Here is a 24,518-nt window from a genome sequence, read left to right on the forward strand (position 1 = left end):
AGCGGATAAAAAAACACCGAGCACTGGGCTCGGTGTTTTCAATGTCTATTCGAATGGTTGATTTAAACAGACTTAGTCTTTGTACAGTTTGAACTCTTCTGCACACTCAACCAATTGGTCACGCGTTAGCATGAATACGCCGTGACCGCCATTCTCGAACTCAATCCAAGTGAATGGAATTTGTGGGTACTGTTCCATCATGTGAACCATTGAGTTACCTACTTCACACACAAGGATACCGTCGTCTGTTAGGTAGTCTGGCGCGTTAGCAAGAATACGACGAACCAGTTTTAGACCGTCAGTACCAGCAGCTAGACCTAGCTCAGGCTCGTGCGTGAACTCGTCTGGCAGGCTGTTCATGTCTTCTTCGTCCACGTAAGGTGGGTTAGACACGATCAGGTTGTACTTCTCTTTTGGAAGATCGCGGAACAAGTCAGAGCGGATTGGGAACACTTGTTGCTCCATGCCGTGATCTTGGACGTTTTGCTCAGCCACTTGTAGAGCGTCTGTAGAGATGTCGATCGCGTCAACTTCTGCTTCAGGGAAGGCGTGCGCACAAGCAATTGCGATACAACCAGAACCCGTACATAGGTCCATGATGCGCGTAGGCTCTTCCACCAACCAAGGTTGGAATTCCGCTTGAATCAATTCGCCGATAGGAGAACGTGGCACAAGTACACGCTCATCAACGAAGAACTCAAGACCGCAAAACCATGCTTTGTTCGTTAGGTATGCAGTTGGTGTTCGCTCGTTGATGCGTTTTACTACGCGCTCAACGATACGCAGACGCTCGCTTGTCGTAAGGCGAGAGTTCAATACGTGCGGAGGCACATCAATCGGCAAGTATAATGTCGGCAGGATAAGCTGAACCGCTTCATCCCACGCATTATCAGTGCCATGACCGTAAAACAGGTTAGCGGCGTTAAAGCGGCTTACCGTCCAACGAATCATATCTTGAAGGGTATGGAGCTCCGATACCGCCTCTTCTACAAAAATCTTATCCAAAATTGCCTCCGAAAAGCGCTACAATACTGCCATAAATTGTAAAAATGAAATTGTTTACCTAATGAGCAAAAAAGACACCGAACACGATGACGATTTCGCCTTGTTTAAGGATGCAGTACAGGGCGTAAAAAAGTTGCGACAGGATACCATAATCCAGCAACCAAAAAAAAATTCTAAACAAAAAGAAATCAAACGCTCAAACCGTGAAGCGAGTGATTCTGAGTTTTACTTTTCTGATGAGTTTGTTCCGCTTCTTAATGAAGAGGGACCAACTCGTTATGCACGTGACGATGTGTCCACTTATGAAGTGAAACGTCTTCGTCGTGGCGTGTACGTGCCTGACGTCTTCCTAGACATGCACGGCATGACACAACAAGAAGCCAAGCGAGAACTCGGCGCGATGATCGCGTACTGCGTGAAAAACGAAATCCACTGTGCGTGTATACAACATGGCATCGGTAAGCACATCTTGAAACAGAAAGCGCCGCTTTGGTTAGCTCAACACCCAGACGTAATGGCATTCCACCAAGCGCCTCTAGAGTTTGGCGGCGATGGTGCCCTACTGGTGCTGCTGTCTATTCCAGAAAAATAACTCACCGACTTCGACAGTATTTCGCTAACGAGCAAGAACGACAAAGGCAGGTTAACCCTGCCTTTTTGTTTTTCTCGAGCCATTATCCCGAGAGCTAGTGTTCTATGGCGTGATATGCCAAAGCACTTCACCGCGTTGTGTTTGCGGATCAAATTCAATGCACACCAAGCCTGATGTCGGGAACATTGGCGGCGTCATGTCTTTCACAAATTCCGAGGTAAGGTAGCCCACCAGCGGCAAGTGCGACACAAACAAAAGAGATTCAAGCTTCTCAACTTCAATTAGTGCGTTAGCGAAATCAAACACTTGGTCGGATTGACCGTAAGGCGTGATGTCTTCACACGTTTCGATGCTCTTAGCCGAAAAGTGTGCGCTGATTTCTTGCCAAGTTTGCTGCGCTCGAATGTACGGGCTCACCAGTACTTTGTCGAATTGAGCAAAACCTTGCTCTTTACATGCTCGGGCAACTGCTTCCGATTCAGTTCTGCCTCTTGGGGTCAGTTGTCTTTCTGCGTCGGTGTTCGCAAAATGCTCTGCTTCACCGTGACGCAAGATAAATATTTTCATGTTATTTCCTAGGGATAGCTAACGCTACCAAAAGGTTGACTGCTATCTTTATACGGATAGCGGGCTAACTTTAATAATGTCGAAACAAAAATACTGATATAATTATCGGTTCATTATACCAATTCGCTTGCTAAAGATAGCGACTTTCTTAACAATCTATTAAAAAGAATATACTCAGTTCATCACATTCTACGATGAAGTTATGAACTCAGTGCATTCCTTCAAATAGCTCGAACCCCATAGCAATTTGCTGATGGGCTTATGCAGTACTCTTACGAATAACAAAAATGCGGCAAGCAGTATTTGTCGAAGCGCAAACTTTGCGCCTCCCCACTCGGGGATCATAATTACTGTAATGCGAAATCTGGAGACGCATCGTGCACCTAAGTCCAAACGATTCAAATCAATACCGCTACATTACATTGAGTAATGCTCTGCGCGTGTTGCTGATTCATTCCGACACGGCTCAACAGTCGGCAGCAGCCCTAGCAGTAAACGTTGGACACTTCGATGATCCGATGGATCGCCAAGGTCTGGCACACTATCTAGAACACATGCTTTTTTTGGGTACGGAAAAATACCCTAAAGTGGGCGAGTTTCAAAGTTATATTAGTCAACATGGTGGCACCAACAACGCTTGGACGGGCACCGAGCACACCTGTTTCTTCTTCGATGTCACACCAACTGCTTTTGAAACTGCGCTTGATCGCTTCAGCCAATTCTTTACCGCACCACTGTTTAACGAAGAAGCGTTAGACAAAGAACGCCAAGCGGTCGATTCCGAATACAAGCTCAAACTGAACGACGATTCTCGCCGTCTGTATCAAGTCAACAAAGAAGTCATCAACCCAGAGCACCCGTTTTCAAAATTTTCTGTCGGCAACTTAGATACACTTGGCGATCGCGATGGCAAATCCATCCGCGACGAGATAGTTGAATTTCACCACTCGCAGTATTCTGCCGATTTGATGACACTGACTTTGTTTGGTCCGCAATCTCTTGATGAGCAGCAAGCGTGGGTAGAAACCATGTTTGCCGACATCCCAAACCACCAGCTACGCGGCAAGTCGATCGATGTACCTATCGGCACTGAAGAAAGCACAGGTATCCTGGTTCAAGTCGAGCCAATTAAAGAATTCCGTAAACTGATTCTCACGTTCCCAATGCCGGGAATGGACGCTCACTATAGCGTGAAGCCTCTCTCCTACTTTGCTCACCTGTTGGGTTACGAAGGTGAAGGCAGTCTGATGCTTCAACTCAAAGAGAAAGGCTGGATTACCTCCCTTTCTGCAGGCGGCGGTGCGAGTGGCAGTAACTACCGCGATTTCACCGTAAGTTGCACACTGACGCCAAACGGCTTGGACCATATCGATGACATCGTTCAAGCGGTATTCCAATATCTCTCCATGATCAAACAAGATGGTATGGATGAGTGGCGCTACTTGGAAAAACAAGCGGTGTTGGAATCTGCTTTTCGCTTCCAAGAGCCATCGCGTCCAATGGATTTGGTCAGCCATTTGGTGATCAATATGCAGCACTATCAACCGGAAGACACGGTTTATGGTGACTACAAAATGGCAGGCTATGATGAAGCGCTTCAACGCTCATTACTCCAATATCTTTCGGTTGAAAATGTTCGCGTCACCTTGATAGCAAAAGGCTTGGAATACAACCAAACCGCAGAGTGGTACTTCACGCCTTACTCAGTAACGCCGTTCAGCGAAGAACAGCGCCGTTTCTATCAACAAATTGACCCAAGTTGGCAATTCGTTCTCCCAGAAAAGAACCCATACATTTGCTACGAGCTCGATCCAAAACCGTTTGAAAACGGTGGCTCATTGCCTGAGTTGGTGGAAGATGTAGAAGGCTTCCGTTTATGGCACTTGCAAGACGATGAATTCCGAGTACCAAAAGGTGTCGTTTACGTCGCTATCGACAGTTCACACGCGGTAGCATCACCGAAAAACATCGTGAAAACGCGACTATGTGTTGAGATGTTCCTCGATTCTCTAGCCAAAGAGACTTATCAAGCTGAAATCGCGGGCATGGGTTACAACATGTATGCTCACCAAGGCGGCGTCACGCTGACATTATCGGGTTTTAGCCAGAAGCTGCCACAGCTGCTGGAAATGATTCTGCATCGCTTTGCTGCACGTGAGTTCAGCCCTGCTCGCTTTGAGACCATTAAGCAGCAACTGTTACGCAATTGGCGGAATTCATCGCAAGATCGACCTATTTCCCAGCTTTTTAATGCACTAACAGGTCTACTCCAACCGAACAATCCTCCATTCGCAACATTGGTTGAAGCATTGGAAGAGATTGAAGTGGATGAGCTGTCAGTGTTCGTTGAATCGATTCTGGCTGAGCTACACGTTGAGATGTTCGTTTATGGCGATTGGCAGCGTCAGCAAGCTCATGACATGGCAAACACATTGAAAGACGCATTGCGTGTGAAAGAACAACGTTACGAAGAAGCGCTTCGCCCACTCGTCATGCTAGGTGAAAACGGCAGTTTCCAACGCGAAGTAAACTGTAATCAGCAAGACTCAGCTGTAGTGATTTATCACCAATGCGAAGACATCTCGCCTCGTAACATTGCACTTTATTCCTTGGCGAACCACCTAATGTCGGCAACCTTCTTCCATGAAATCAGAACTAAACAACAGCTAGGCTACATGGTTGGCACGGGGAACATGCCGCTTAACCGCCACCCGGGGATTGTACTTTATGTGCAGTCACCGAATGCTGCACCAGCCGAACTGGTTACCTCAATCGATGAGTTTTTAAATGCGTTCTACATGGTGCTGTTAGAGCTCAATGAATACCAGTGGCACAGCAGTAAACGCGGATTGTGGAACCAAATTGCAACGCCTGACACCACATTACGCGGGCGAGCGCAGCGCCTATGGGTAGCAATTGGTAACAAAGACACCGACTTTAATCAGCGTGAAAAAGTGTTGGAAGAGCTTAAAGAGTTAACTCGTACTGACATGATTCGCTTTGTGGTCAATGAGCTTAAACCTCGTACTGCGAATCGTTTGGTAATGCATTCACAAGGCATCGCTCACGCGGACGAACCCCGTATCAATCTCGGTTTAGAAGTGGGCTCGATCGAAGAGTTTCAACTGCGTCCAAAAGACTTCGGTCTCGGGTAAGAGACTTAAGTATAGAAATGGCATGAAATGGTAAAAGTAGTCATTTCGTTTATGCTGTAATCACCTTGTTCAACAATTACGCAAACACGAGGACTAAATGAAAAAGCTACTTTTACTTGCTGCTGTACTTATGCCACTCGCGCCTGTTGCCCATGCAGACATCACAATTAAGGGTGACGATTTCGAACTGAGTGAAGACTGTTTGCGCCTTGATGGTGATAACGTATCAATAAAGTCCGACGATTGCTCCTCAGGGAAACATGACAAAGACCACAAAGGTAATTCTAGTGTCCACGGTGATAACAACCCAGGCAAAGGTCACGACAAGGACAAAAAAGACAAGAAGAAATAACGTCTCATAATCTCAAACACAAAAAAGGCTTGCATCACGCAAGCCTTTCTATTTTTAGCGCTAGCCGTTAATCGTAGAAGTTACGACCTTCGCCAGCTCGAGTTAACAAACCATCACACGGTGCGTAACGATCACCGTATTTCGATGCAAACTCGTTCATTTTCTCAACCAACTCTTTCAAACCGAATTGATCCATGTAACGGAATGGACCACCTAAGAATGGTGGGAAACCAATACCAAAGATCGCACCGATATCACCATCGCGTGGAGAACGGATAATACCGTCGTCCAAACAGCGAACTGCTTCGTTTAGCATTGGCAGCACACAACGCAATGCAATGTCGTTGTCGCTCAGCTTCGACTCTGGCGTCAGGTTCAATAGCTTGTACACTGACTTATCGACTTCTTTCTTCTTGCCTTTGTAGGTGTAGAAGCCTTTACCAGTCTTACGACCTTTACGACCATCGTTCAGTAGTGTGTCGAATACGTCTGGACCTTTAAATCGTTCGCCCAATTCGTTAACCAAGATCGGCATGATCTTAGCACCGATATCCACACCGACTTCGTCCAACAAGGTGATAGGACCAACTGGGAAACCGAAGTCGAGCAGTGCACCATCAAGTTGTTCGATTGGCTCATTTGCCAGCAAGATGTGCGCAGCCTCGTTCATGTAAGGCGCAAGAATACGGTTTACATAGAAGCCAGCTTTGTCTTTAACAACGATTGGTGTCTTACCCTGCTTCTTCGCAAGTGCAACAACCGTAGAAATGGTCTCTTCTGACGTAGTTTCATGAGGAATTACTTCCACCAGCGGCATTTTCTCTACAGGGCTGAAGTAGTGCAGACCGACGATGTTTTCTGGACGCTCTGCTTTCTCCGCAATTTTGTGAATTGGCAGTGAAGACGTGTTGGTCGCAAAGATGGTCTCTGGTTTTGCGTTCGCTTCAATATCTGCAACCATCGTCTGCTTAAGGTCAAGATCTTCAAACACCGCTTCAATAACCACATCAATATGGTTAAAGCTTGTGAAGTCAATGCCACCAGACAGTTGCAGCATCTTCGATTGCAGGCCCGCTTTAGAGATAATGCGACGTTTGCGCTGCTTTTCGAACAACTTGTAGTTGTAGTTCAACGCGTTAAGCACGCCATCATTGCTGACGTCTTTAATACGTACTGGCACTTTCGCCTTCGCAACAGAAACATGGCTGATGCCTGCCCCCATTAGACCACCACCCAACACGCCAACTCTGTTGACAGCTGCTGGCTCGGCTTCCGCACCGTTTTCTTTCTTCATTTCAGTAGTAGCAAAGAAAATAGAGCGCAGTGCTTTCGATTCTGAGCTCATCACCAGTTCGCCAAAGCGCTTCGCTTCAAGCTCTTGACCTTGAGCAAAGCCTTTTTCAAGACCGTGCTGAATGACTTCGAGAATCGCAACCGTTGCTGGGTAGTTACCGCGGGTCTTCTCATTGGTTTTTTTCGCGGCTTGCTCAAACACAAACTTACGACCTAAACCGCTGCCCGACATCAACTTCTCTTTTGTCGATTGCTTCTTGTTACCTTTGTTCTTCCCTTTTTCGATAAGCTGCTCAGCTACATCAAGAAGAATCGTCTCCGGTACACACGCGTCAACAACGCCCAGTTTTTTCGCCTTCTTGGCACGCAGTTGTTTGCCAGTAAGGATGAGGTCTAGCGAAGGCAACAAACCAATCAGACGAGGAAGGCGCTGAGTACCACCAGAACCAGGCAACAAACCAAGTTGCACTTCTGGCAAACCAAGACGCGTTTTATCGGAATCAGTACACACTCGGTAATCACACGCTAGCGCAAGCTCTAAACCGCCACCTAGACATGGGCCGTGAATCGCAGCAACAACCGGATAAGGCAGATCAGACAACTGCTGGAATAACTCTTGACCTTGCTTAGCCAATGCTTCCGCTTCACTCGCCGTTGTGCACGCTTCAAGCATACGAACGTCAGCACCAGCAACAAAGTTATCTGGTTTTAAAGAATGAATGATCATCCCTTTCACGCCACTGGTGTCTTTGAGTTGAGCGAAGATCTCTTTCATCTCATCTGCAAACGCCGCTTGCAACGTGTTCATTTTCTCGTTTGGCACATCGATGGCTAGCCAAGCAATGTTCTGCTCATCAATCTTTAGACTAAATGCTTTTTGCTCGCTCATTACTCAACCTCCAAAATCATTGCTGCACCAAGGCCACCTGCGGCACATGCGGTATTCAACGCAAGACCACCACCTCGACGTTTAAGCTCACGCAGCGTTTGCGTCATCATACGTGCGCCAGTTGCGGCAAATGGGTGACCGTAGGCAATTGAACCGCCAAGGACGTTGAACTTATCCATGTCGATCTCACCTATCGCTTTCGAGCGACCTAGGTTTTCTTGGGCAAATTTGTCAGAAGCAAACATCTTCACGTTCGCCAATGCTTGAGCAGCAAAGGCTTCGTGCATATCGATAAGCGTCAGATCTGAAAGTTCTAGACCTGTGTTCTCCAACACTTTTGCTGTCGCGTATGTTGGTCCCATTAGCATGTCCATTTCTACGCCAATGGCTGAGAATGCATAACCGCGGATGTAGCCAAGTATTTCCATACCTAGCTCTTTCGCTTTGCCTTCGCGCATTAGCATCACGGCAGCACCGCCATCGGTTAATGGCGTACTGTTCGCGGCTGTTACGCTGCCGTATTGACGGTCGAAAGCCGGACGCAGTTTCGCGTAGCCCTCTAATGTCGAGTCATGACGAATGTTGTTATCTTCAGAGATCCACTTTTTGTAAGGCGCTGGGAAAGCAGTCATCACTTCGTCTTCGATCTTGCCGTCTTTCCAAGCTTGCGAAGCTAGAGAGTGAGAACGGTGTGCCAAAGCATCTTGCTCTGCACGAGTAATGCCATGTGACTTCGCCATTTGCTCGGCAGTTTGACCCATTGAAAGACCCGTCGAGTACTCAGCTACCGCTGGCGGTACTGGCATTAAATCTTTAAAGCTGAGTTTTTTAAGAATGTTGAGCTTTTGACCCAGCGTTTTGGTTTTGCTTAGCGCAAGCAAGTTCGCGGCAAGTTTCTTAGAAACACCAATAGGTAGAACAGATGAAGAGTCCGCACCACCCGCGATACCAACATCAATGCTGCCCGCCATAATGCTCTCAGCAACGTTGACTGCAGCTTGGAAGCTGGTCGCACACGCGCGAGTAACACTGTAAGCGTCAGTGTGGATGTGCATTCCTGTACCAAGCACAATTTCACGTGCAATGTTTGGCGCTTCTGGCATTTGAACTACTTGTCCAAATACCACTTGTTCGATGAGTTTCGGATCGATGTCTGTGCGAGCAAGCATTTCGCTCACTACCATTTTGCCTAAATCGACCGCTGGCACCTGGCTGAACTCAGTGCTTTGACGAGCAAAGGGGGTTCGTAGCCCTGCGACAATAGCAACACGTTCACCGTGGCGTGTTTTCACTTCCTGCTTGCCCATTGTTTCTCCTTAAATACAAGAGGTCTGACCTGATGCATTGTAATCAGTTTGTTAAATTTATCAAACATGCGTTTAAATAAACGTGAAGCGAGTAGATCTATTGCTCTAGTTCATTGATTCTTAGGCGATTAAGAATGATTAACTATAGTGAGTAAAACAGAGGAGAAGTGTGCGGAAGGTAAAATTGAAGCAAAAAAAAACCACACAAAACTGTGTGGTCGGAATATCTATAAAACAATTAACATACGCCAATTGTAAAATTAATCAGTTTCCTGATTAGGAGAAAGTAAAGTCAGCCTTCAAAAGGAAGTGTCATCTTGCTCAACATGTTAGTCGTCAATGACTAACTAGATGACAAGATGTACTATAGCCCCTTCACTGCGCGAGATTTTGAAATAGATCAATTTTATGGCGATTTTACGGGTTCCCACCGTATCAAAGTTCGAATAACTTCAAATCGCCCCAAAAAAGGTGTAGGAAAGTACCCCATTAAAACGATATAGAATAAATTATCATCACTTCAAATAAGTGCTTGATCGTAGAAGAAGTATATTGTGCTGCTGCTAAACTACATACAGATGTAGTCAAATCGAACTATGACCTCACAGAGCAAGACGGAGGCTCCTGTGGCAATATTTAAAATGTTTGGAAAGAAAAATTCCAACAGTCCGGTCAACTCTGATATGGACAGACAAAGAAAATACGAAGCTCTTGTTCGGGGCTATCACAGAGACTTGTATCGCTACGCTTACTGGTTGTGCAAGGATAAGGCTGTTGCAGAAGATTTGGTTCAAGAGACCTGTCTGCGTGCATGGAAGTCGCTGGATAGTCTTCAAGATGAAAAGGCTGCAAAATCTTGGCTTATTACCATATTAAGACGAGAAAACGCACGCCGCTTCGAGCGTAAACAATTTGATTTGGTTGATATCGATGACTACGGCAATGATGCTAAAGTCAGCGATGACCCACATCATCAACAGGAATGGCTGCAAGCTCAGATCATGAAGCTCGACGTCGAATACCGTGAACCTTTATTTCTTCAAGTTGTAGGCGGTTTCAGTGGAGAAGAAATCGGTGACATTCTTGATTTAAACAAGAACACAGTAATGACGCGCCTATTCCGTGCCCGTAATCAATTAAAAGAGATGTTGGATTCTCAAGATACTCAGAGAGGACAAAAAAATGGATGATTTAGAATTTCGTCGTCGTATTTTGTCGGATCCAAAACAGAAGGATGAAGAGATTCTGCAAGCTTTAGCTGAGAACGACGCTAACAGCAAGTTTGTTGATGACGTTTTGGATCTCGACCTTAAAATCAAGCAAGCCATGAATGTGGATGTGCCTGAAGACCTTGCCGACAAAATTCTGTTTAGCCAAACGTCAAACGCGCTAGATGACGACAAAGTGGTAAGACCGAATTTTGCTCGTAAAGCGATGGCACTGGCTGCATCGGTTGCGTTTACTGCTGGTCTACTTGTAGGTCAAATTAACTGGGGTAATGTCATTGTTTCTCCAGCGCAAGCGAGCCTAGCTGATACCGCAATGAAGCACGTCGTGGCTGAGAAAGAGTTCGTTAACCAATTAGACGAGAATGTTTCTAATAGGCAAGTAAATGCCAAGATGATGCCTTTCCATTATCAGATCAATGGCGACTTCCCTTACCACGTCTACTACCTGAATCATTGTGGCTTTGGTGAGTCGAACAATGCTCTTCATATGGTCTTCCAAGGAAAAGAAGGCAAAGTAACCATGTTTGTTACTGACGTGAAGAGTGATCAGAAAGTCGACTTTGATAAAGATGGTATGAGCGGCGTTGTGAAACCAGTAGGTAAAGCAAGCATGATTCTTGTTGGTAACAGCGGTGAAGACGTTGAAGCCATCGCAGCGAAACTCGCTCCTATGATGGAACCGATGTAAGAACTTCATCGAAACCACATGACTAAACAGTCAAAAGCCGCTAAATTTCGAAATTTAGCGGCTTTTTGTTTATAAATTCAAAGCAAAACATTCACCCCACCTATTGAGTTTAGAGTCAAAACTCTAAATTATGCACTTTAGGTGCAATTTCCCGACATTTAGACATCATTTCTGCAATTTTTATTCAAATTTATCCAATGGTCGGATTTGTATGGTCCACTCTTAATACTACTATCTGCGCCACTGAGCAAAAGCTCAACTTATCGTCCAAAGAGACGAAACTAATAAGGAATAAATAATGACTCAGAATACGCGTCTGTTTAAAAAGACTCTCCTAGCAGTGACGGTTGCAATGGCATCTGGTCAAGCAATGGCAGCTGGTTTCCAGCTAAACGCACAATCAGCGACTGGTATCGGTCGTGCATTCGCAGGTGATGCAGTAATTGCAGATAACGCATCTGTAATGGCTCGTAACCCAGCAGCAATGGCTCTATTTGACAAAATGGAACTGTCGCTAGGTTTTGAGACTATCACTACTGATATCTCAGCTAAAAATGTGACTTACAAGAACCCATTTGGTCAAACGCTAGATAACACTAGCTATGATGATATTGGCAGCACATCTGTAGCACCGAACATTCATCTTATCGTGCCAGTGAACGACAAGTTTGCTTGGGGCGTAAACGCATACTCTAACTTCGGTACAAAAACAGAGTTCAGCAATGACCTAACATGGTCTGAGTTTGGCGGTTTAACTGACGTGAAAAGCGTTAACGTTGGTATTGCGGGTTCTTACCGTCTAAACGACCAATGGAGCTTTGGTGCAGGTCTAGACCTAATTTACGGTACAGGTAAGCTACAACGCACTCTTGGTACAGACCTATTCGGCGGTATGATTCCAAAAGGTACCACTCTATTAGATGCTGATGCGGCAGGTTTTGGTGTTGGCTTCAACGTTGGTACCGTATTCGAACTAGATGAAAATAACCGCTTCGGTTTCTCTTACCGTTACAGCCCAGAAATTGAAGCAGAGGGTGATATTGCATTCTTACCTGCAGGTGCGAAAGATTCTAATGGTAAGCTAAACCTACCTCTACCAGACATGGCAGAGTTCTCTGGTTACCACAAAATTCAAGACACTAAGTTCGCGGTACACTATAGCGTTCAATGGATCGGTTGGAGCGCATTCGATACTCTAGACGGTACTGTAAACGGCTCTAATCAAACATTTAACGATTACGAGTGGCAAGATGGTTGGCACTACGCTATCGGTGGTACCTACTACATGAACTCTGACTGGACACTACGTACTGGTTACATGTACGACACAAGTGCACAAGACCAGAAGACATCAGTATCAGTGCCTGACTCAGATCGTCAATGGTTCTCAGCTGGTGCAACTTACCACATTGATAACGCATCAAATGTTGATATTGGCTTTACATACCTATTAGGTGAAGACGTTAAAGTTAAAGAAACATCTAGTTTAGGTACCTCTATCGAAGCAACGACTCGTGCAGACGCGATTCTATTCGGCTTACAATACAGCCGCAGCTTCTAAGCATTACGCGACAAGCTAATATAAGTACTCTCTATATAAAAGGCTGGAATTCCAGCCTTTTTTCTTATCTATTGTTTTCTATTCACCGAGATTGGGCGCACACGTGTAATCAAAAGCCGTAATTATAACTCACAGGTGTTCGCTGAAACTTTTTCACACAGCCGTTACAGTTAGATAGATCATCTAAATATCCCCACATAAATAGATTATAGAACTGAAAACACTGTTTTATTGGCTTTTCATTTTTAAAGTAATAACTCCAGTCGTAAACTTTCGCTCCACGTTATAAATAACTCAGCGAACATTACAATGAAAACCAACAAGACTCTCCTATCAACAGCAGTGGCATTCGGCCTACTTAGTACTTCAGGCGTTGCAAACGCAGCAGGTTTCCAACTTGCAGAATACTCTGCGACAGGTCTAGGTCGTGCATACGCTGGTGAAGCAGCAATGGCTGATAACGCAAGTGCACAATGGCGTAACCCAGCAATGCTAACTTACCTAGAAGGCACACAAGTGTCTGTTGGCGCTATTTACGTAAACCCAAATGTAGATGTTGATGGTACAACGACTTACATTGATGGCCCACATAATGCGAGCTCTCACGATTTTGCACACGATGCCATCATTCCAAACTTCTACCTATCTCATCAGTACAACGACAAGTTTGCTATTGGTCTAGCATTTGGTACTAACTACGGTATGGAAACGGATCTAGGTAAAGATTTCGCGGCCGCTAACTTTGGTAACGAAGCAAGCGTAACGTCAATGGAAGCAAACCTGAACGCGGCTTACAAACTGAATGAAGCACTAAGCATTGGTGGTGGTATTCGTTACATCATCGCAGACGGCAGCATTGGCGCGGTTATGCCTCCACAGATGAAGCAGTTAGCAGGTCTTCCACTTAAATACATGGAAGGTGATGATACAGCTTGGGGTTGGCAAGTGGGTACGGCATGGCAAATCAATGATAACAACCGCATTGGTTTTGCATATAAATCAGCGGTAGATCTAACACTTGAAGGTCATGCAAATGGCATGGCATTCAACTTAACAAAGCCATATGCTAAAAAAGCAGGCTCAATGGACTTAACATTGCCAGCAACAGCGGAACTGGCAAGCTTCCACCAACTAAATGACCAACTAGCAGTTCACGCGAGCATTAACTGGACTGATTGGAGCAGCTTTAAAGAGCTTGTTGCAGACTTCCCAGGTGAAGCATCAAACCTAATCAAATCGGAAAACTGGGAAGATAACTACCGCTTTGCTGTAGGTACTACTTACAAGCTTGACCAAAAATGGACACTGCGCTCTGGCGTTGCCTATGACATGTCAGCAGTTGATGACAAGTACCGTACAACGACTATTCCAGAAACTGATCGTCTATGGCTGAGTGTTGGTGCAGGTTACGAATGGTCTAAAAACCTAACGCTAGACGCTGGCTTCACTTACATCTTTGCTAAAGATGCGCCAATCAGCGAACCTCGTGATGCATCTGATAAGGAAGCAGTTGCTTTCGGTGGCGCATTCGAAGGTGAAGTAACTGGTAACGTATGGCTAATCGGTGTTCAAGCGAACTACACGTTCTAATCTGAACGCTATTTCTCGATAAAAGAAAGTTACCGATAAAAAGAAAGGCTTGGTGAGAACCAAGCCTTTTTATTTTGCTATTTGCTGAAGCGATTAGAAGTCTTCTTCTAAGTACTCGTCCAAGTATGCTTCTTCGTCTTCATCCACTTCATCAACATTGTTGATTTCCGCTTTGAAATCTTGACGCTGTAAGTAGACATCACGCGTTAGAACATATGGATCTGGAGATGCTTCAAGCTGTGCTTCTTGTGGAACCAATAGCGCACGTTTCTCCATGCCCTCTAGTGCCCACTTACCAAGACCAGCCCAGAAGTTAAGGTAAGACAAGGGTACATACATACCATCTACCGTATCTGTCACTTCACGTAGCGTATATGGACCATAACCAGGAATCATAAAGTATGGGCCGTTACCAACGCCATAGTGCCCGACTACGCTGCTGAATTCTTTGTTGTCGTATTTAGTAATACCCGCGGCCGTTGCAATATCGAACAAACCGAAAATACCGAACGTGGAGTTAATCCAAAAACGGTTAAAGTGATCAACGGCTTTAGTGCCATTACCCATAACAAGGTTGTTTACCACACTTGCTGGCTCATCTAAGTTTGCTAAGAAGTTAGCAATACCAGAACGAACCGGCACTGGTGTGTAGTCAACGTACGCAAGAGAGATCGGACGAACCAAATACGGGTCTAAGTAATCGTAGTTGATGTCCCACATTGCGCGGTTGAAGCCTTCTAATGGATCATAAGCATCAGAAGTCGTTTGATTAGTTTCGTTTTCTTCAGTTACTGCCTCCTCGGGCGCACTTGAACAGCCAACCAGTCCAACTGCGAACAGTAACAAGAAGATGGATTTACCCTTGTTATACATTCTTCGTTCCATAACGACTATTAATATACCTAAGCAACCTTTTGATATAAGTACGGAAAGCACCGAAAGAAAAGTCACTTGGGTATATAAATAAAGGCCAGCAATCGCTGGCCTTTTTCATTCTACTCGATAGTTGCTAGTCATACCACAAAACAGAGATGGCAATCACTAAGTGTCAAATATCAGAGACGATTATGCTTATTGATACTGCTTATCGATCATCACTTCAACTGGCTGACCGAAATAAACCACGGCGCTCTCACCGTGCCAATCTTGGTCGCGAGTCGCCACGTTGCCATCAGAGTCGACACGAACGCGAACCATCAGCTTCTCTAGAGAAGAAAGCTTCTGTCCGTCCATCATCGCATTACCATCATCCAGTACCACTGTACGAGGGAATGTACCTAATGGGTAGCGAGCTGCTGCAACTGGCATCGGAGAACCGTCTGCACGGTGGATTGAAACGATCAATACCGCGTTTGGATCCAACTGAGCTTCTGGCGCAACGTTAATCGTCACCGCCACACTCTTGTCTGGAGAAACCGCTTCGCCCATTTGCTTGCGCGCGCTTTCGATACTGCGGCCTAACATTTCGTAGCGGCTGTCTTCTGGACCAATCATTTGCTGCATGATACCCCAGTATTTGATTGCCGCCGGGAAGTCTTGACGCTCAAATGCATCAAACGCTAGTAGCGAGAATACACGTAGATCAACGTAATCCTGCTGCATCAGTTTACCAAGCAGAGAACGAGCCGTTGCTTGATCCATCTCGTCTTGAGAAAGCATCAGTGCCTGTGCATAACCAAGTTGAACATCTGGGTCTTTTGGCTCTAGCTTGTACGCTTTTTCCATCGCATCAATAGAAGTCGTCACGTCACGGTTAGCCAAAGCAATACGACCTAGTAGCAACCACCCCGTTGAATCTTCAGGCTGGTAATGCAGACGAGTACGCAGTGCTAAAGATAGGTCAGCCATTTCATCTTCACTCAAAGGTTCAGATGACGCAGACATTAGCTTTTTAGAAAGCTCTGGCAGGTTCTCGTTAACTTCTTGCCACTTGATCACATCTTGAGATGCACCAAATTTGTAGTACAAACCGTAGCTTAAAACTACTGTCAGAATGACTGATGGGATTAAGACTGCAATAGGAGAAACTTTGGTTTCTTTTTGCGCTTTATCACCCGGAATATCGTCTAGTAGTGACTGCTTTAGATCCGAAATCAGATCGTCTTCGCTTTCCACCAGACCTTCGTCTGTTTCTTCAGCAAGCTCAGATAGACGGTCTTTATAGAACGCCTTGTTTAGCTCATCACGTAACACTTCATCGTTGTTGGCTTTTTGCTTTAGCAGTGGCAATGCAATCAATGCACATGCCACAAGCGTAAGAACAACGGTTGAAACCCAAAATAGTGTCATTATTTCTTATCTCCGTTGTTCTCTTCATCAAGTAATGATTTGAGACGCGCTTCTTTCTCTTCGTCCCATTGCTCATTGCTTGCTTGAGCTGCTTTTGCTTTGGATTTACGGCTACGTAGCACGATCAAACCAAAGCCGCCTAATACCACTGCTAGTGGGCCTAGCCACAAAATTGCAGTCGCAAAGGTAAACGGAGGATTGTAAGTTACGAAGTTACCGTAACGAGCAATCATGTAGTCTACGATCTCATCCTTCGACTTACCTTCTTTGGTCATTTCGTACACCTTGTGGCGTAGGTCTTGAGCCAATTCTGCATTCGAATCTGAAATAGTGTTGTTCTGACATTTTGGACAACGCAGAGTATGGCCTAGCTCTTTGAACTGCTGCTCTTGCTCTAGGTTATCAAACTCATACACTTCAATCGCTGCGTGGGCAGCAAGAGAGAATGTCATTGCAGCCAATGCCGCTAAGATAAACTTTCTCATTGCTTCGCCTCCTCAACCAACTTGGTGTAAAGCGGCTCTAGTTTTTCCGCCCAGTTGCGAGGGTTTACATCACCAACATGACGGTAACGGATCACACCGTTTGCATCGATGATAAATGTCTCTGGTGCACCGTACACACCAAGGTCTAGACCTAGCATGCCGCTACCATCAAACAAGCTGATCAGGTATGGGTTACCCAAATCGTTCAGCCAACCTACCGCTTTATTGCGATCATCTTTGTAGTTCATGCCGATGATCTTCACACCTTTCCCTGCAAGCTCATTGAGGTACTTATGTTCAGCGTAACAAGTCGGACACCAAGTCGCCCAAACGTTAAGTAGCAGAGGCTCACCTTTGAAGATCGATTGATCGTATTGCTTGCCCGGCTCAGCCAAATCTTCCAGATGGAACTCAGGTACAGCTTTACCAACCAGTACTGATTCCAATTTTGTTGGATCATCACCCTCTTGGTTACGAACCAACTGAGTTGCGAAGATACCCGCCAGTACCATGAACGCCACTAACGGGATAAATAGGACTTTCTTATTCATTTCTTATGCCTCCTTCTCCGCTAGCTTTGACTTTTCGTCTTTCTTAGCCGTTTTGCGGAAGCGGTAACGTCTATCAGAAATAGCAAGCGCACCACCTAAAGACATGATCAATGAACCAGCCCAGATCCAACGAACGAATGGTTTGTAGTAAATACGTACTGCCCAAGAACGGTTATCGTCTAGACGCTCACCCATTGCGATGTATAAGTCGCGAGTGATACCACGGTCGATAGCCGCTTCTGTCATCATTGACTTCGCCGTGCGGTAGAAACGTTTTTCAGCGTGTAGCGTGTTCACGTACTTACCGTCATTGGTGATTTCAAAGTCCGCGATGTAACCATCGTAGTTTGGACCATCTTTGTCACGTAGACCTGAGAAGTAGAAATCGTAACCGTAAATCTTGAAGTGCTCACCTGGCGCCAAACGCACGTCACGTTCGATGCTGTAGTTTTGCACCATCGCAATACCAATCACAGTAACGGCTAGACCGATGTGACCAAGCATCATTGCCCAGTGGCTACGTTGAAGTTTACGAACACCTTCGCCAAAGCTGTGACGGTGAGTAGCACGCTCGTACAACTCAAAACCATGCATTGCGATGATCCAGATTGCCATTACCCAACCGATGTAAGCCATCGCTGAGAAGAAGTCTGCGAACAGGAATACGCACACTGCACCTAGTGTGAAAGCAAGCACACCAGAAACAATCATTGGCTTAATAAGCTTAGATAGATTGTCGCGCTTCCAACGAATCATAGGGCCAATACCCAATAGGAAAGCGAACGGCATCATCAGCCATGCGAACAGCATGTCGAAGAATGGTGCACCGATAGATACTGAACCAAGACCAATTTGCTTGTGAACCAATGGCAACAAGGTACCAACCAATACTACGACTAGCGCAGCAATTAGAAGCACGTTGTTTGCAAGCAGCGCGTTTTCACGCGACACCAAGTCAAAATTACCACGTACACGAACCGCTGCCCCTTTCACTGCGAATAGCAGGAGTGAGCCACCGATTACGAAGACTAGGAAACCTAGAATAAACATACCGCGTGACGGATCAGACGCGAATGCATGAACCGAAACCAAGATACCGGAACGAACTAAGAAGGTACCCAACAAACTTAGTGAGAATGCCGAGATCGCCAGTAGTACTGTCCAAGCTTTAAATGTACCGCGTTTTTCGGTTACCGCTAGAGAGTGCATCAACGCAGTACCCGCTAGCCAAGGCATGAATGATGCGTTTTCTACTGGATCCCAGAACCACCAGCCACCCCAGCCAAGTTCGTAGTAAGCCCACCAAGAGCCTAGCGCGATACCTAGCGTTAGGAATACCCAAGCTGCGGTTGTCCAAGGACGAGACCAACGAGCCCAAGCGGTATCAAGACGACCAGTCATCAAAGACGCAATTGCAAACGAGAACGCAACCGAGAAGCCTACGTAACCCATGTAAAGCATAGGTGGGTGAACGATCAAACCTGGGTCTTGAAGAAGAGGGTTCAAGTCACGACCATCTACCGGGAAGAACGGCAACGTGCGTAGGAATGGATTTGAAGTCAGGATGATAAACAGTAGGAAGCCCACTGAGATCATGCCCATTACCGCAAGTACACGTGCAACCGATTCTTGTGGCATGCCACGACTGAAAGTAGCAACCGCCACTGTCCATGCTGCTTGGATAAGTACCCAAAGCAATAATGAACCTTCGTGCGCACCCCAAACCGCAGTCAGACGGTAGTACCAAGGCAATTGGCTGTTTGAGTTACTTGCTACGTATTGCAACGTAAAGTCGTTGGTGTAGAAACCCCAACACAGAATAACGAAAGAGAAAAATAGCATGATGAACATCGACCACGAAAGCGGTCGTGCTGTGTTCATCAGCATCGTGTTGTTGTTTGATGCACCCCATAGCGGCAATACGCTGAGCAACAATGCCATTGCTAGCGAGAGTATGAGGGCAAAGTGACCGATTTCAGCAATCATTGGCCGCTTCCTTGTTTTTGTTCAGTTGTGTACTGCAAAGGCTCATGAGTCTTCTTCATCGCTTCTGCAATCTCAGGTGGCATGTATTCTTCATCGTGTTTTGCCAACACTTCAAAAGCTTTTACGGTTGTTGCGTCTTCAAGAACACCTTGAGCAACGATACCTTGACCTTCACGGAACAAGTCAGGAAGGATACCTTCATAAACGATGGTTACTTTAGGGCCCACATCGTGCAGATCAAAGCTTACTTTTAATGATTCAGGGTCACGGCGAACCGAACCTTCAACAACCATACCACCGATACGTAGACGCTGGCCTACCTCAGGCTTTGTGCCGTCTGGCTTACCGTTTACCAATTCCGTCGGCGTGTAGAATAGATCCATGTTTTGGTTCAGTGCGTAAAGCATCAAACCGATGGTTGCACTAATACCGATAAAGATCGCTAAAACAATGCCTAGCCTCTTTTTACGTCTCGGGTTCATAACGTGTTCTCCATATTCTTCGCCGCGTCGATACGCGCTTGACGATCAATTTTCGCTTTCACTTCTTTTAACAACGCATCCCCACGGCGGATACTCGAAATCAAAAGAATGAGCATAGATAAGAAAGTAATACCAAACGCGCTCCATACGTAACCTGCGTAGCCACCCATGGCAAATAGTTCGCTCAGAGAATCAAAATGCATAATCAATTACCTCACTGAGTTTTTTCAGCTGCGAGTTTTTGCACCCAAGGGCGATGACTCTCTTTGCTGATAATTTCGTTACGGAAGCGCACCATCGTTACCGCGCCAAAGAAGAACGCAAAACCAAAAATGTTCAGCAACAAAGGCCAAAGCATGTTGGATGAGATCGATGGTTTTTCAAATTTGGTGATAGTCGCGCCTTGGTGAAGCGTGTTCCACCACTCAACTGAGAAGTGGATAATTGGTAGGTTCACCACACCGACGATAGCCAAAATACCTGCGGCTTTTGCGGCGGTCTTTTGGTCATCAAATGCGTGGTAAAGTGCAATAACACCAAGGTACAAGAATAGAAGAATTAATTCGGAAGTAAGACGTGCATCCCATACCCACCAAGTACCCCACATAGGTTTGCCCCAAACGGCACCCGTTAGTAGAGCAATAAAGGTGAATACAGCACCGATCGGCGCCATAGCCAGTGCTGCCATGTCAGACAGGCGCACTTGCCAAACCAAGCCGATAAACGCGGCAATGGCCATCGACATGTAAACACCCATCGACCAAATAGCCGAAGGTACATGGATGTAGATAATTCGGAAACTGTCACCTTGTTGGTAATCAGAAGGCGCAAATGCAAGGCCCCAGACAGTACCAACTGTTAGGCATACGAGGGCCAATACAGAAAACCAAGGTAGGAACTTACCACTCAGGTGATAAGCTGCTTCAGGCTTGGCATAAGGATGTAGCCATTTCCACATGTTAAGTTCTCACTCTTACTTCAGGGACACTGTCCAGAGGGCCGAGACCGTAGCAGTGCTTTAATAATAATTCTTTGATCAAACGTCGCTTAAATCGCATTTATTGAGTTAGTTAACACTAACTCGCAGTGCTGCGCTGATAGCAAACGGTGTGAGGGTGACAGCCCCCATCAACATTGCGCCTAAAATCGCCAGTTGTCCGTTATACGCCATACCTAGTGCTGCAGCATCAATCGCGGACGTAGCGAAAATCAGAATTGGGATGTAGAGCGGAAGAATGAGCAAACTCAAAAGAACGCCGCCTTTTTGCAACCCAACCGTCAGTGCCACACCAATGGCACCGATAAAACTCAACGTCGGCGTACCAATCACTAGAGTCAGTACGACAGACAGCCAAGTGTTGAAATCAAGAGAAAGCAGAATTGCCAACAATGGGCTGATTAAAATCAGAGGCAATCCCGTTAGCAACCAGTGAGCTATGACCTTAGAAATCACAACAAGTTGCAATGGAATTGGCATTAGCATCATTTGCTCTAGTGCGCCGTCTTGAAAATCATCACGGAATAGACGCTCTAATGATAATAAGGCGGACAGCAGAGCAGCAACCCAAACAATGCCAGCTGCAATACGTGCTAACAAATTAGGCTCAGGACCGATGCTAAGAGGGAAAAGTGTGATCACAATGATGAAGAACCACAATGGGTTCAAAATGTCCGCTTGACGACGAAATGCGATCAGAAGCTCGCGGCGAATAATGGTTGTCATGGCCGAAATCATATCAATCACCCAGTTTTATTTTTCTAAGTTTCGGGCTGTCTGCAAACATATCTTGGTGCGTGGTTAGCACGACGATGCCGCCATTGTCAGCATGGCTAACAAACAGTGCCTCTAGCACTTTCACGCCTTGTTTGTCGATTGCAGTTAAAGGTTCGTCCAGAATCCATAGGATTTGGTTGCTTAACCAAAGCCTTGCCAACGCCACACGACGCTGTTGGCCAGCAGAAAGCTGTGCTACAGGCACATCTTCTCGACCCGCAAGCCCTACTTGGGCTAAAGCAGCAAAGATTTCTTCATCGGAGGAGCGATTATTATGGATAGATTGGTAAAAGCGCAGGTTTTCAAACGCGGTAAGTTCGCGTTTAACGCCAGTTTGATGCCCTAAGAACAGAAGGTCTTGATGGAAAACGTCACGAGATTTTTCAACCTCTTCGCCTTTCCATTTAATGGTGCCTTCTTCTCTGTCCCCTAACCCTGTAACGATACGCAGCAATGTGGTTTTGCCTGTGCCGTTGCGTCCTTCAATCTGGACCAATTCACCAGGCTTGATTTCGAATTGCAGGTTTTCAAACAGGACCCTGTCATCACGGATCGCAGTTAGGTTAGAGACTTCTAACATAGGGCTTCAACTAAAAAATGAACGAGCCGCTATATTAGCACAGCTTAGTTGTGACAAAACAGGATAAGAAAGCGATGATGTATGTAAGTTCGTGAGTTTTTGTTAACTTATAGTCACATTTTGATAAAAATAACCATAAGTGATTATAAGTTTTTATTTTAAAAATAAAAAAAGAAGCCGAAGCTTCTTTTTTAATCTTTATCGACGCCTTCCACGGGGTGGATAAGTCGGGTCATCAGAGGGTTGACTGCTTAGCGGTGGGATTTTCTCTTTCCCTGCCAGTTTTTTCTGCAGCGAAAGCATCAATTCTGCTTCTGCTTTTGGCAATTCACACTCTTCAATCAACTCATTGATGTCGGCACCAAGTTGAACCATTTTCGAAGCGCGGCTGTACAAACGTCCGTCTGTATCTGCGTGTTCAAGTTCACGAATGCGTTCATTAAGATGTTGAATCACATCTTGTTGTTCAGTCACTTTTTGACCTAGGCCTACCACCACTGAACGCACTTCCAACAGTTGCTTGTTTAGTTTTTGTGTTTCTTTGTCAGCATGGCGTGACTGTGCACGTTGCTGATCCATCTGCTTTTGCAAACCCGCACGCACGCGCAGTTGAAGCAAAAGCAGTACTAAGAATACAAACGCTAGGCCACCCAATATGAGCGGCAAAGATAGCAAGGTTTCTTCAGCCATGATTCATCAGCCAATTATAGGTGAGCCATCTCATCCCATTCGTCATCAGTTAGCAGCTTGTTCAAATCAACAAGGATAAGCAGTTTACCGTCACGGTTGCTTACGCCTTGGATGAACTTCGCGCTTTCGTCAGTGCCTACAGAAGGTGTTGTATCGATCTCAGAAGAACGTAGGTAAACCACTTCAGCAACGCTGTCTACTAGAATACCGATAACTTGACGCTCAGACTCAATCACGATGATACGCGTGTTGTCTGTTACTTCGCCTTCCATTAGGCCAAAACGTGAACGTGTATCGATAACAGTTACAACGTTGCCACGTAGGTTGATAATACCTAGCACGTAATCTGGCGCACCTGGAACTGGAGCGATTTCTGTGTAGCGAAGAACTTCACGAACTTGCATTACGTTAATGCCGTACGTTTCTTCTTCTAGTTGGAACGTCACCCACTGAAGAACTTCGTCGTTCGATGTATCTTTCTTCACTTCTACTTCAAAAGCTTGAGACATAGTTAATCCTCGTTAATGTCGTTCCCGACCAAAAATCTAATTCAGTGATTTTACATCTAAACCCGCGTTTAGCATGTCTATAAGTGCTTGGACATGAATTAAAGCACACATTTTTTCTTTCACCATGCCCGCTAGCCAAGGGCGTTTGCCCGCTTGTTCACGCCAACGGACTTTGTCGATATTGAGCGTTTCAGTACCCATCAATTGGTTACTGGCCAACCCCCACATGCTTTCACCAAGCATGACGACGTATTGGTAGTTATCTTTGTAGTTTTCGTCGCGAAGCTTATCTGCCATCACCCACTTTGCAGTGTCGACGACATCAAATTGTTGCTCACGACTGGTTTGTAAACCTAGGTACCATGCAGGGCGACCAATCAAATGGTTCAGCTCTGTGATGCGGTGAATACCACCTAACTCATCAAGCGGCACCGCAAAAGTCACACCATTTACATCAAAGTAAAGCACTTGAAAGTCAGCGCTACGCTGCGTGCTCTCCCAAGTATTGGGTAACTTTGCACCCGCCTCGGTTTCCAGTTCTGTCTCTGTGTGCTGTTCAATCTCCACTTCAACATCAACTGTGGGTTCAACCATTTCAATTTCTGGTTGCTCCCAAACTGGCTCAGGTTGTTCAACCTCAACAGTCGGTGCCGGCTCTTCGTCGATCACCCACTCTTGAATTTCTTCAACGGTTTCCACCGCTGTTTCGACTTCAACTTCTGTCTCCATTGCTTTTGCTTCAATCGCAATATCAATGGTGTTTTGTTCCAGAATGTCATCGATATCCAACTCTGCCACCACGTTGGTGGACTCAAGTTGGCTAAGCAATCGCTGAACGTCTTCCAGATTAGGCGCTTCTAATTCTGGCGAGTACGAATCACTGTATTGATACGACTCCGGTTCTGCGTATTGCAGCTGTAGTTTTGGCTCTGGCTCTGGCTCTG

Annotated in this window: 24 protein-coding genes; 7 read left to right on the top strand and 17 right to left on the bottom strand. The window is 45.8% G+C overall.

The genetic code is table 11. The features are described from left to right. Window positions 1–72: 72 nt before the first annotated feature. Window positions 73–1,005, bottom strand: coding sequence for a 50S ribosomal protein L3 N(5)-glutamine methyltransferase (gene prmB / locus KIT90_RS09725; RefSeq protein ID WP_005433096.1), 933 nt, complete (start codon window positions 1,003–1,005; stop codon window positions 73–75). Window positions 1,006–1,066: 61 nt separating this feature from the next. Here prmB and smrB point away from each other — a divergent pair, with 61 nt between their 5' ends. Beyond that, complete coding sequence (gene smrB, locus KIT90_RS09730; protein ID WP_285376465.1) at window positions 1,067–1,597, top strand: endonuclease SmrB; 531 nt, start codon at window positions 1,067–1,069, stop codon at window positions 1,595–1,597. 102 nt (window positions 1,598–1,699) lie between these two features. On the opposite strand, the gene sixA is transcribed toward smrB, so the two are convergent. Then, complete coding sequence (gene sixA, locus KIT90_RS09735) at window positions 1,700–2,164, bottom strand: phosphohistidine phosphatase SixA (protein WP_005438776.1); 465 nt, start codon at window positions 2,162–2,164, stop codon at window positions 1,700–1,702. Window positions 2,165–2,541: 377 nt separating this feature from the next. Between sixA and KIT90_RS09740 the strand changes: the two genes are divergently transcribed. Further along, entirely contained in the window at window positions 2,542–5,319 is a 2,778-nt protein-coding gene (locus tag KIT90_RS09740) for an insulinase family protein (protein WP_285376466.1), read from the top strand. A 97-nt stretch (window positions 5,320–5,416) separates the two neighbouring features. Further along, the gene (locus tag KIT90_RS09745; RefSeq protein ID WP_041057922.1) at window positions 5,417–5,671 is read left to right on the top strand and encodes a hypothetical protein; all 255 of its coding nucleotides are present in this window, start codon (window positions 5,417–5,419) and stop codon (window positions 5,669–5,671) included. A gap of 67 nt (window positions 5,672–5,738) precedes the next feature. Here the strand turns inward: KIT90_RS09745 and fadJ are convergent, their stop codons facing one another. Both fadJ and fadI read right to left on the bottom strand, forming a co-directional pair. Then, window positions 5,739–7,853 carry a fatty acid oxidation complex subunit alpha FadJ gene (gene fadJ, locus KIT90_RS09750; protein ID WP_045415618.1) on the bottom strand — a complete coding sequence of 705 codons (2,115 nt, stop codon included), beginning with the start codon at window positions 7,851–7,853 and terminating at the stop codon, window positions 5,739–5,741. Then, window positions 7,853–9,160 (bottom strand): acetyl-CoA C-acyltransferase FadI, encoded by a 1,308-nt coding sequence (gene fadI / locus KIT90_RS09755; protein WP_285376467.1) that lies wholly within the window; start codon window positions 9,158–9,160, stop codon window positions 7,853–7,855. The genes fadJ and fadI overlap by 1 nt, the downstream gene beginning before the upstream one ends. Window positions 9,161–9,801: 641 nt before the next feature. On the opposite strand from fadI, the gene KIT90_RS09760 reads away from it, so the two are divergent. The 4 genes from KIT90_RS09760 to KIT90_RS09775 all read left to right on the top strand — a co-directional run bounded on the left by KIT90_RS09760 (window position 9,802) and on the right by KIT90_RS09775 (window position 14,228). Next, window positions 9,802–10,350, top strand: a complete 549-nt coding sequence (locus KIT90_RS09760; protein WP_020197092.1) for a sigma-70 family RNA polymerase sigma factor — start codon at window positions 9,802–9,804, stop codon at window positions 10,348–10,350. Then, window positions 10,343–11,077 carry a DUF3379 domain-containing protein gene (locus KIT90_RS09765; protein WP_020197091.1) on the top strand — a complete coding sequence of 245 codons (735 nt, stop codon included), beginning with the start codon at window positions 10,343–10,345 and terminating at the stop codon, window positions 11,075–11,077. The genes KIT90_RS09760 and KIT90_RS09765 overlap by 8 nt, the downstream gene beginning before the upstream one ends. Window positions 11,078–11,375: 298 nt before the next feature. Then, window positions 11,376–12,638: an outer membrane protein transport protein gene (locus KIT90_RS09770; protein ID WP_285376468.1), complete on the top strand. Its 1,263-nt coding sequence runs from the start codon at window positions 11,376–11,378 to the stop codon at window positions 12,636–12,638. A gap of 309 nt (window positions 12,639–12,947) precedes the next feature. Continuing rightward, window positions 12,948–14,228 carry an outer membrane protein transport protein gene (locus tag KIT90_RS09775; RefSeq protein ID WP_285376469.1) on the top strand — a complete coding sequence of 427 codons (1,281 nt, stop codon included), beginning with the start codon at window positions 12,948–12,950 and terminating at the stop codon, window positions 14,226–14,228. A 93-nt stretch (window positions 14,229–14,321) separates the two neighbouring features. On the opposite strand, the gene KIT90_RS09780 is transcribed toward KIT90_RS09775, so the two are convergent. The 13 genes from KIT90_RS09780 to KIT90_RS09840 form a co-directional block, all read right to left on the bottom strand. Continuing rightward, window positions 14,322–15,101, bottom strand: coding sequence for a VacJ family lipoprotein (locus KIT90_RS09780; RefSeq protein ID WP_009707358.1), 780 nt, complete (start codon window positions 15,099–15,101; stop codon window positions 14,322–14,324). Window positions 15,102–15,299: 198 nt separating this feature from the next. After that, complete coding sequence (ccmI, locus tag KIT90_RS09785) at window positions 15,300–16,517, bottom strand: c-type cytochrome biogenesis protein CcmI (protein WP_285376470.1); 1,218 nt, start codon at window positions 16,515–16,517, stop codon at window positions 15,300–15,302. Then, window positions 16,517–17,002: a cytochrome c-type biogenesis protein gene (locus tag KIT90_RS09790; RefSeq protein ID WP_285376471.1), complete on the bottom strand. Its 486-nt coding sequence runs from the start codon at window positions 17,000–17,002 to the stop codon at window positions 16,517–16,519. Before KIT90_RS09790 ends, ccmI begins: the two co-directional genes overlap by 1 nt. Continuing rightward, window positions 16,999–17,553 (bottom strand): DsbE family thiol:disulfide interchange protein, encoded by a 555-nt coding sequence (locus KIT90_RS09795; protein ID WP_005438756.1) that lies wholly within the window; start codon window positions 17,551–17,553, stop codon window positions 16,999–17,001. The genes KIT90_RS09790 and KIT90_RS09795 overlap by 4 nt, the downstream gene beginning before the upstream one ends. Window positions 17,554–17,556: 3 nt before the next feature. Continuing rightward, entirely contained in the window at window positions 17,557–19,539 is a 1,983-nt protein-coding gene (locus KIT90_RS09800; RefSeq protein WP_039842472.1) for a heme lyase CcmF/NrfE family subunit, read from the bottom strand. Next, window positions 19,536–20,021: a cytochrome c maturation protein CcmE gene (gene ccmE / locus KIT90_RS09805; protein WP_005433109.1), complete on the bottom strand. Its 486-nt coding sequence runs from the start codon at window positions 20,019–20,021 to the stop codon at window positions 19,536–19,538. The genes KIT90_RS09800 and ccmE overlap by 4 nt, the downstream gene beginning before the upstream one ends. Next, the gene (gene ccmD / locus KIT90_RS09810) at window positions 20,018–20,224 is read right to left on the bottom strand and encodes a heme exporter protein CcmD (protein ID WP_005433154.1); all 207 of its coding nucleotides are present in this window, start codon (window positions 20,222–20,224) and stop codon (window positions 20,018–20,020) included. Before ccmD ends, ccmE begins: the two co-directional genes overlap by 4 nt. Window positions 20,225–20,235: 11 nt before the next feature. Further along, window positions 20,236–20,979: a heme ABC transporter permease gene (locus tag KIT90_RS09815; protein ID WP_009707361.1), complete on the bottom strand. Its 744-nt coding sequence runs from the start codon at window positions 20,977–20,979 to the stop codon at window positions 20,236–20,238. Between the two features lie 108 nt (window positions 20,980–21,087). Then, window positions 21,088–21,756 (bottom strand): heme exporter protein CcmB, encoded by a 669-nt coding sequence (gene ccmB / locus KIT90_RS09820; protein ID WP_005438746.1) that lies wholly within the window; start codon window positions 21,754–21,756, stop codon window positions 21,088–21,090. A 1-nt stretch (window position 21,757) separates the two neighbouring features. After that, entirely contained in the window at window positions 21,758–22,375 is a 618-nt protein-coding gene (gene ccmA, locus KIT90_RS09825) for a cytochrome c biogenesis heme-transporting ATPase CcmA (RefSeq protein ID WP_020197085.1), read from the bottom strand. Between the two features lie 198 nt (window positions 22,376–22,573). Beyond that, a complete protein-coding gene (locus KIT90_RS09830) occupies window positions 22,574–23,065 on the bottom strand; it encodes a DUF2802 domain-containing protein (protein ID WP_005438735.1) in 492 nt (163 codons plus the stop codon). 14 nt (window positions 23,066–23,079) lie between these two features. Then, window positions 23,080–23,574 carry a chemotaxis protein CheW gene (locus tag KIT90_RS09835; protein ID WP_005438733.1) on the bottom strand — a complete coding sequence of 165 codons (495 nt, stop codon included), beginning with the start codon at window positions 23,572–23,574 and terminating at the stop codon, window positions 23,080–23,082. A gap of 36 nt (window positions 23,575–23,610) precedes the next feature. Next, a partial coding sequence (locus KIT90_RS09840) for a chemotaxis protein CheW (RefSeq protein WP_285376473.1) occupies window positions 23,611–24,518 on the bottom strand: 908 nt, incomplete at its 5' end.

This window comes from Vibrio sp. B172a, assembly GCF_030248355.1.
Lineage (GTDB): Bacteria > Pseudomonadota > Gammaproteobacteria > Enterobacterales > Vibrionaceae > Vibrio > Vibrio owensii.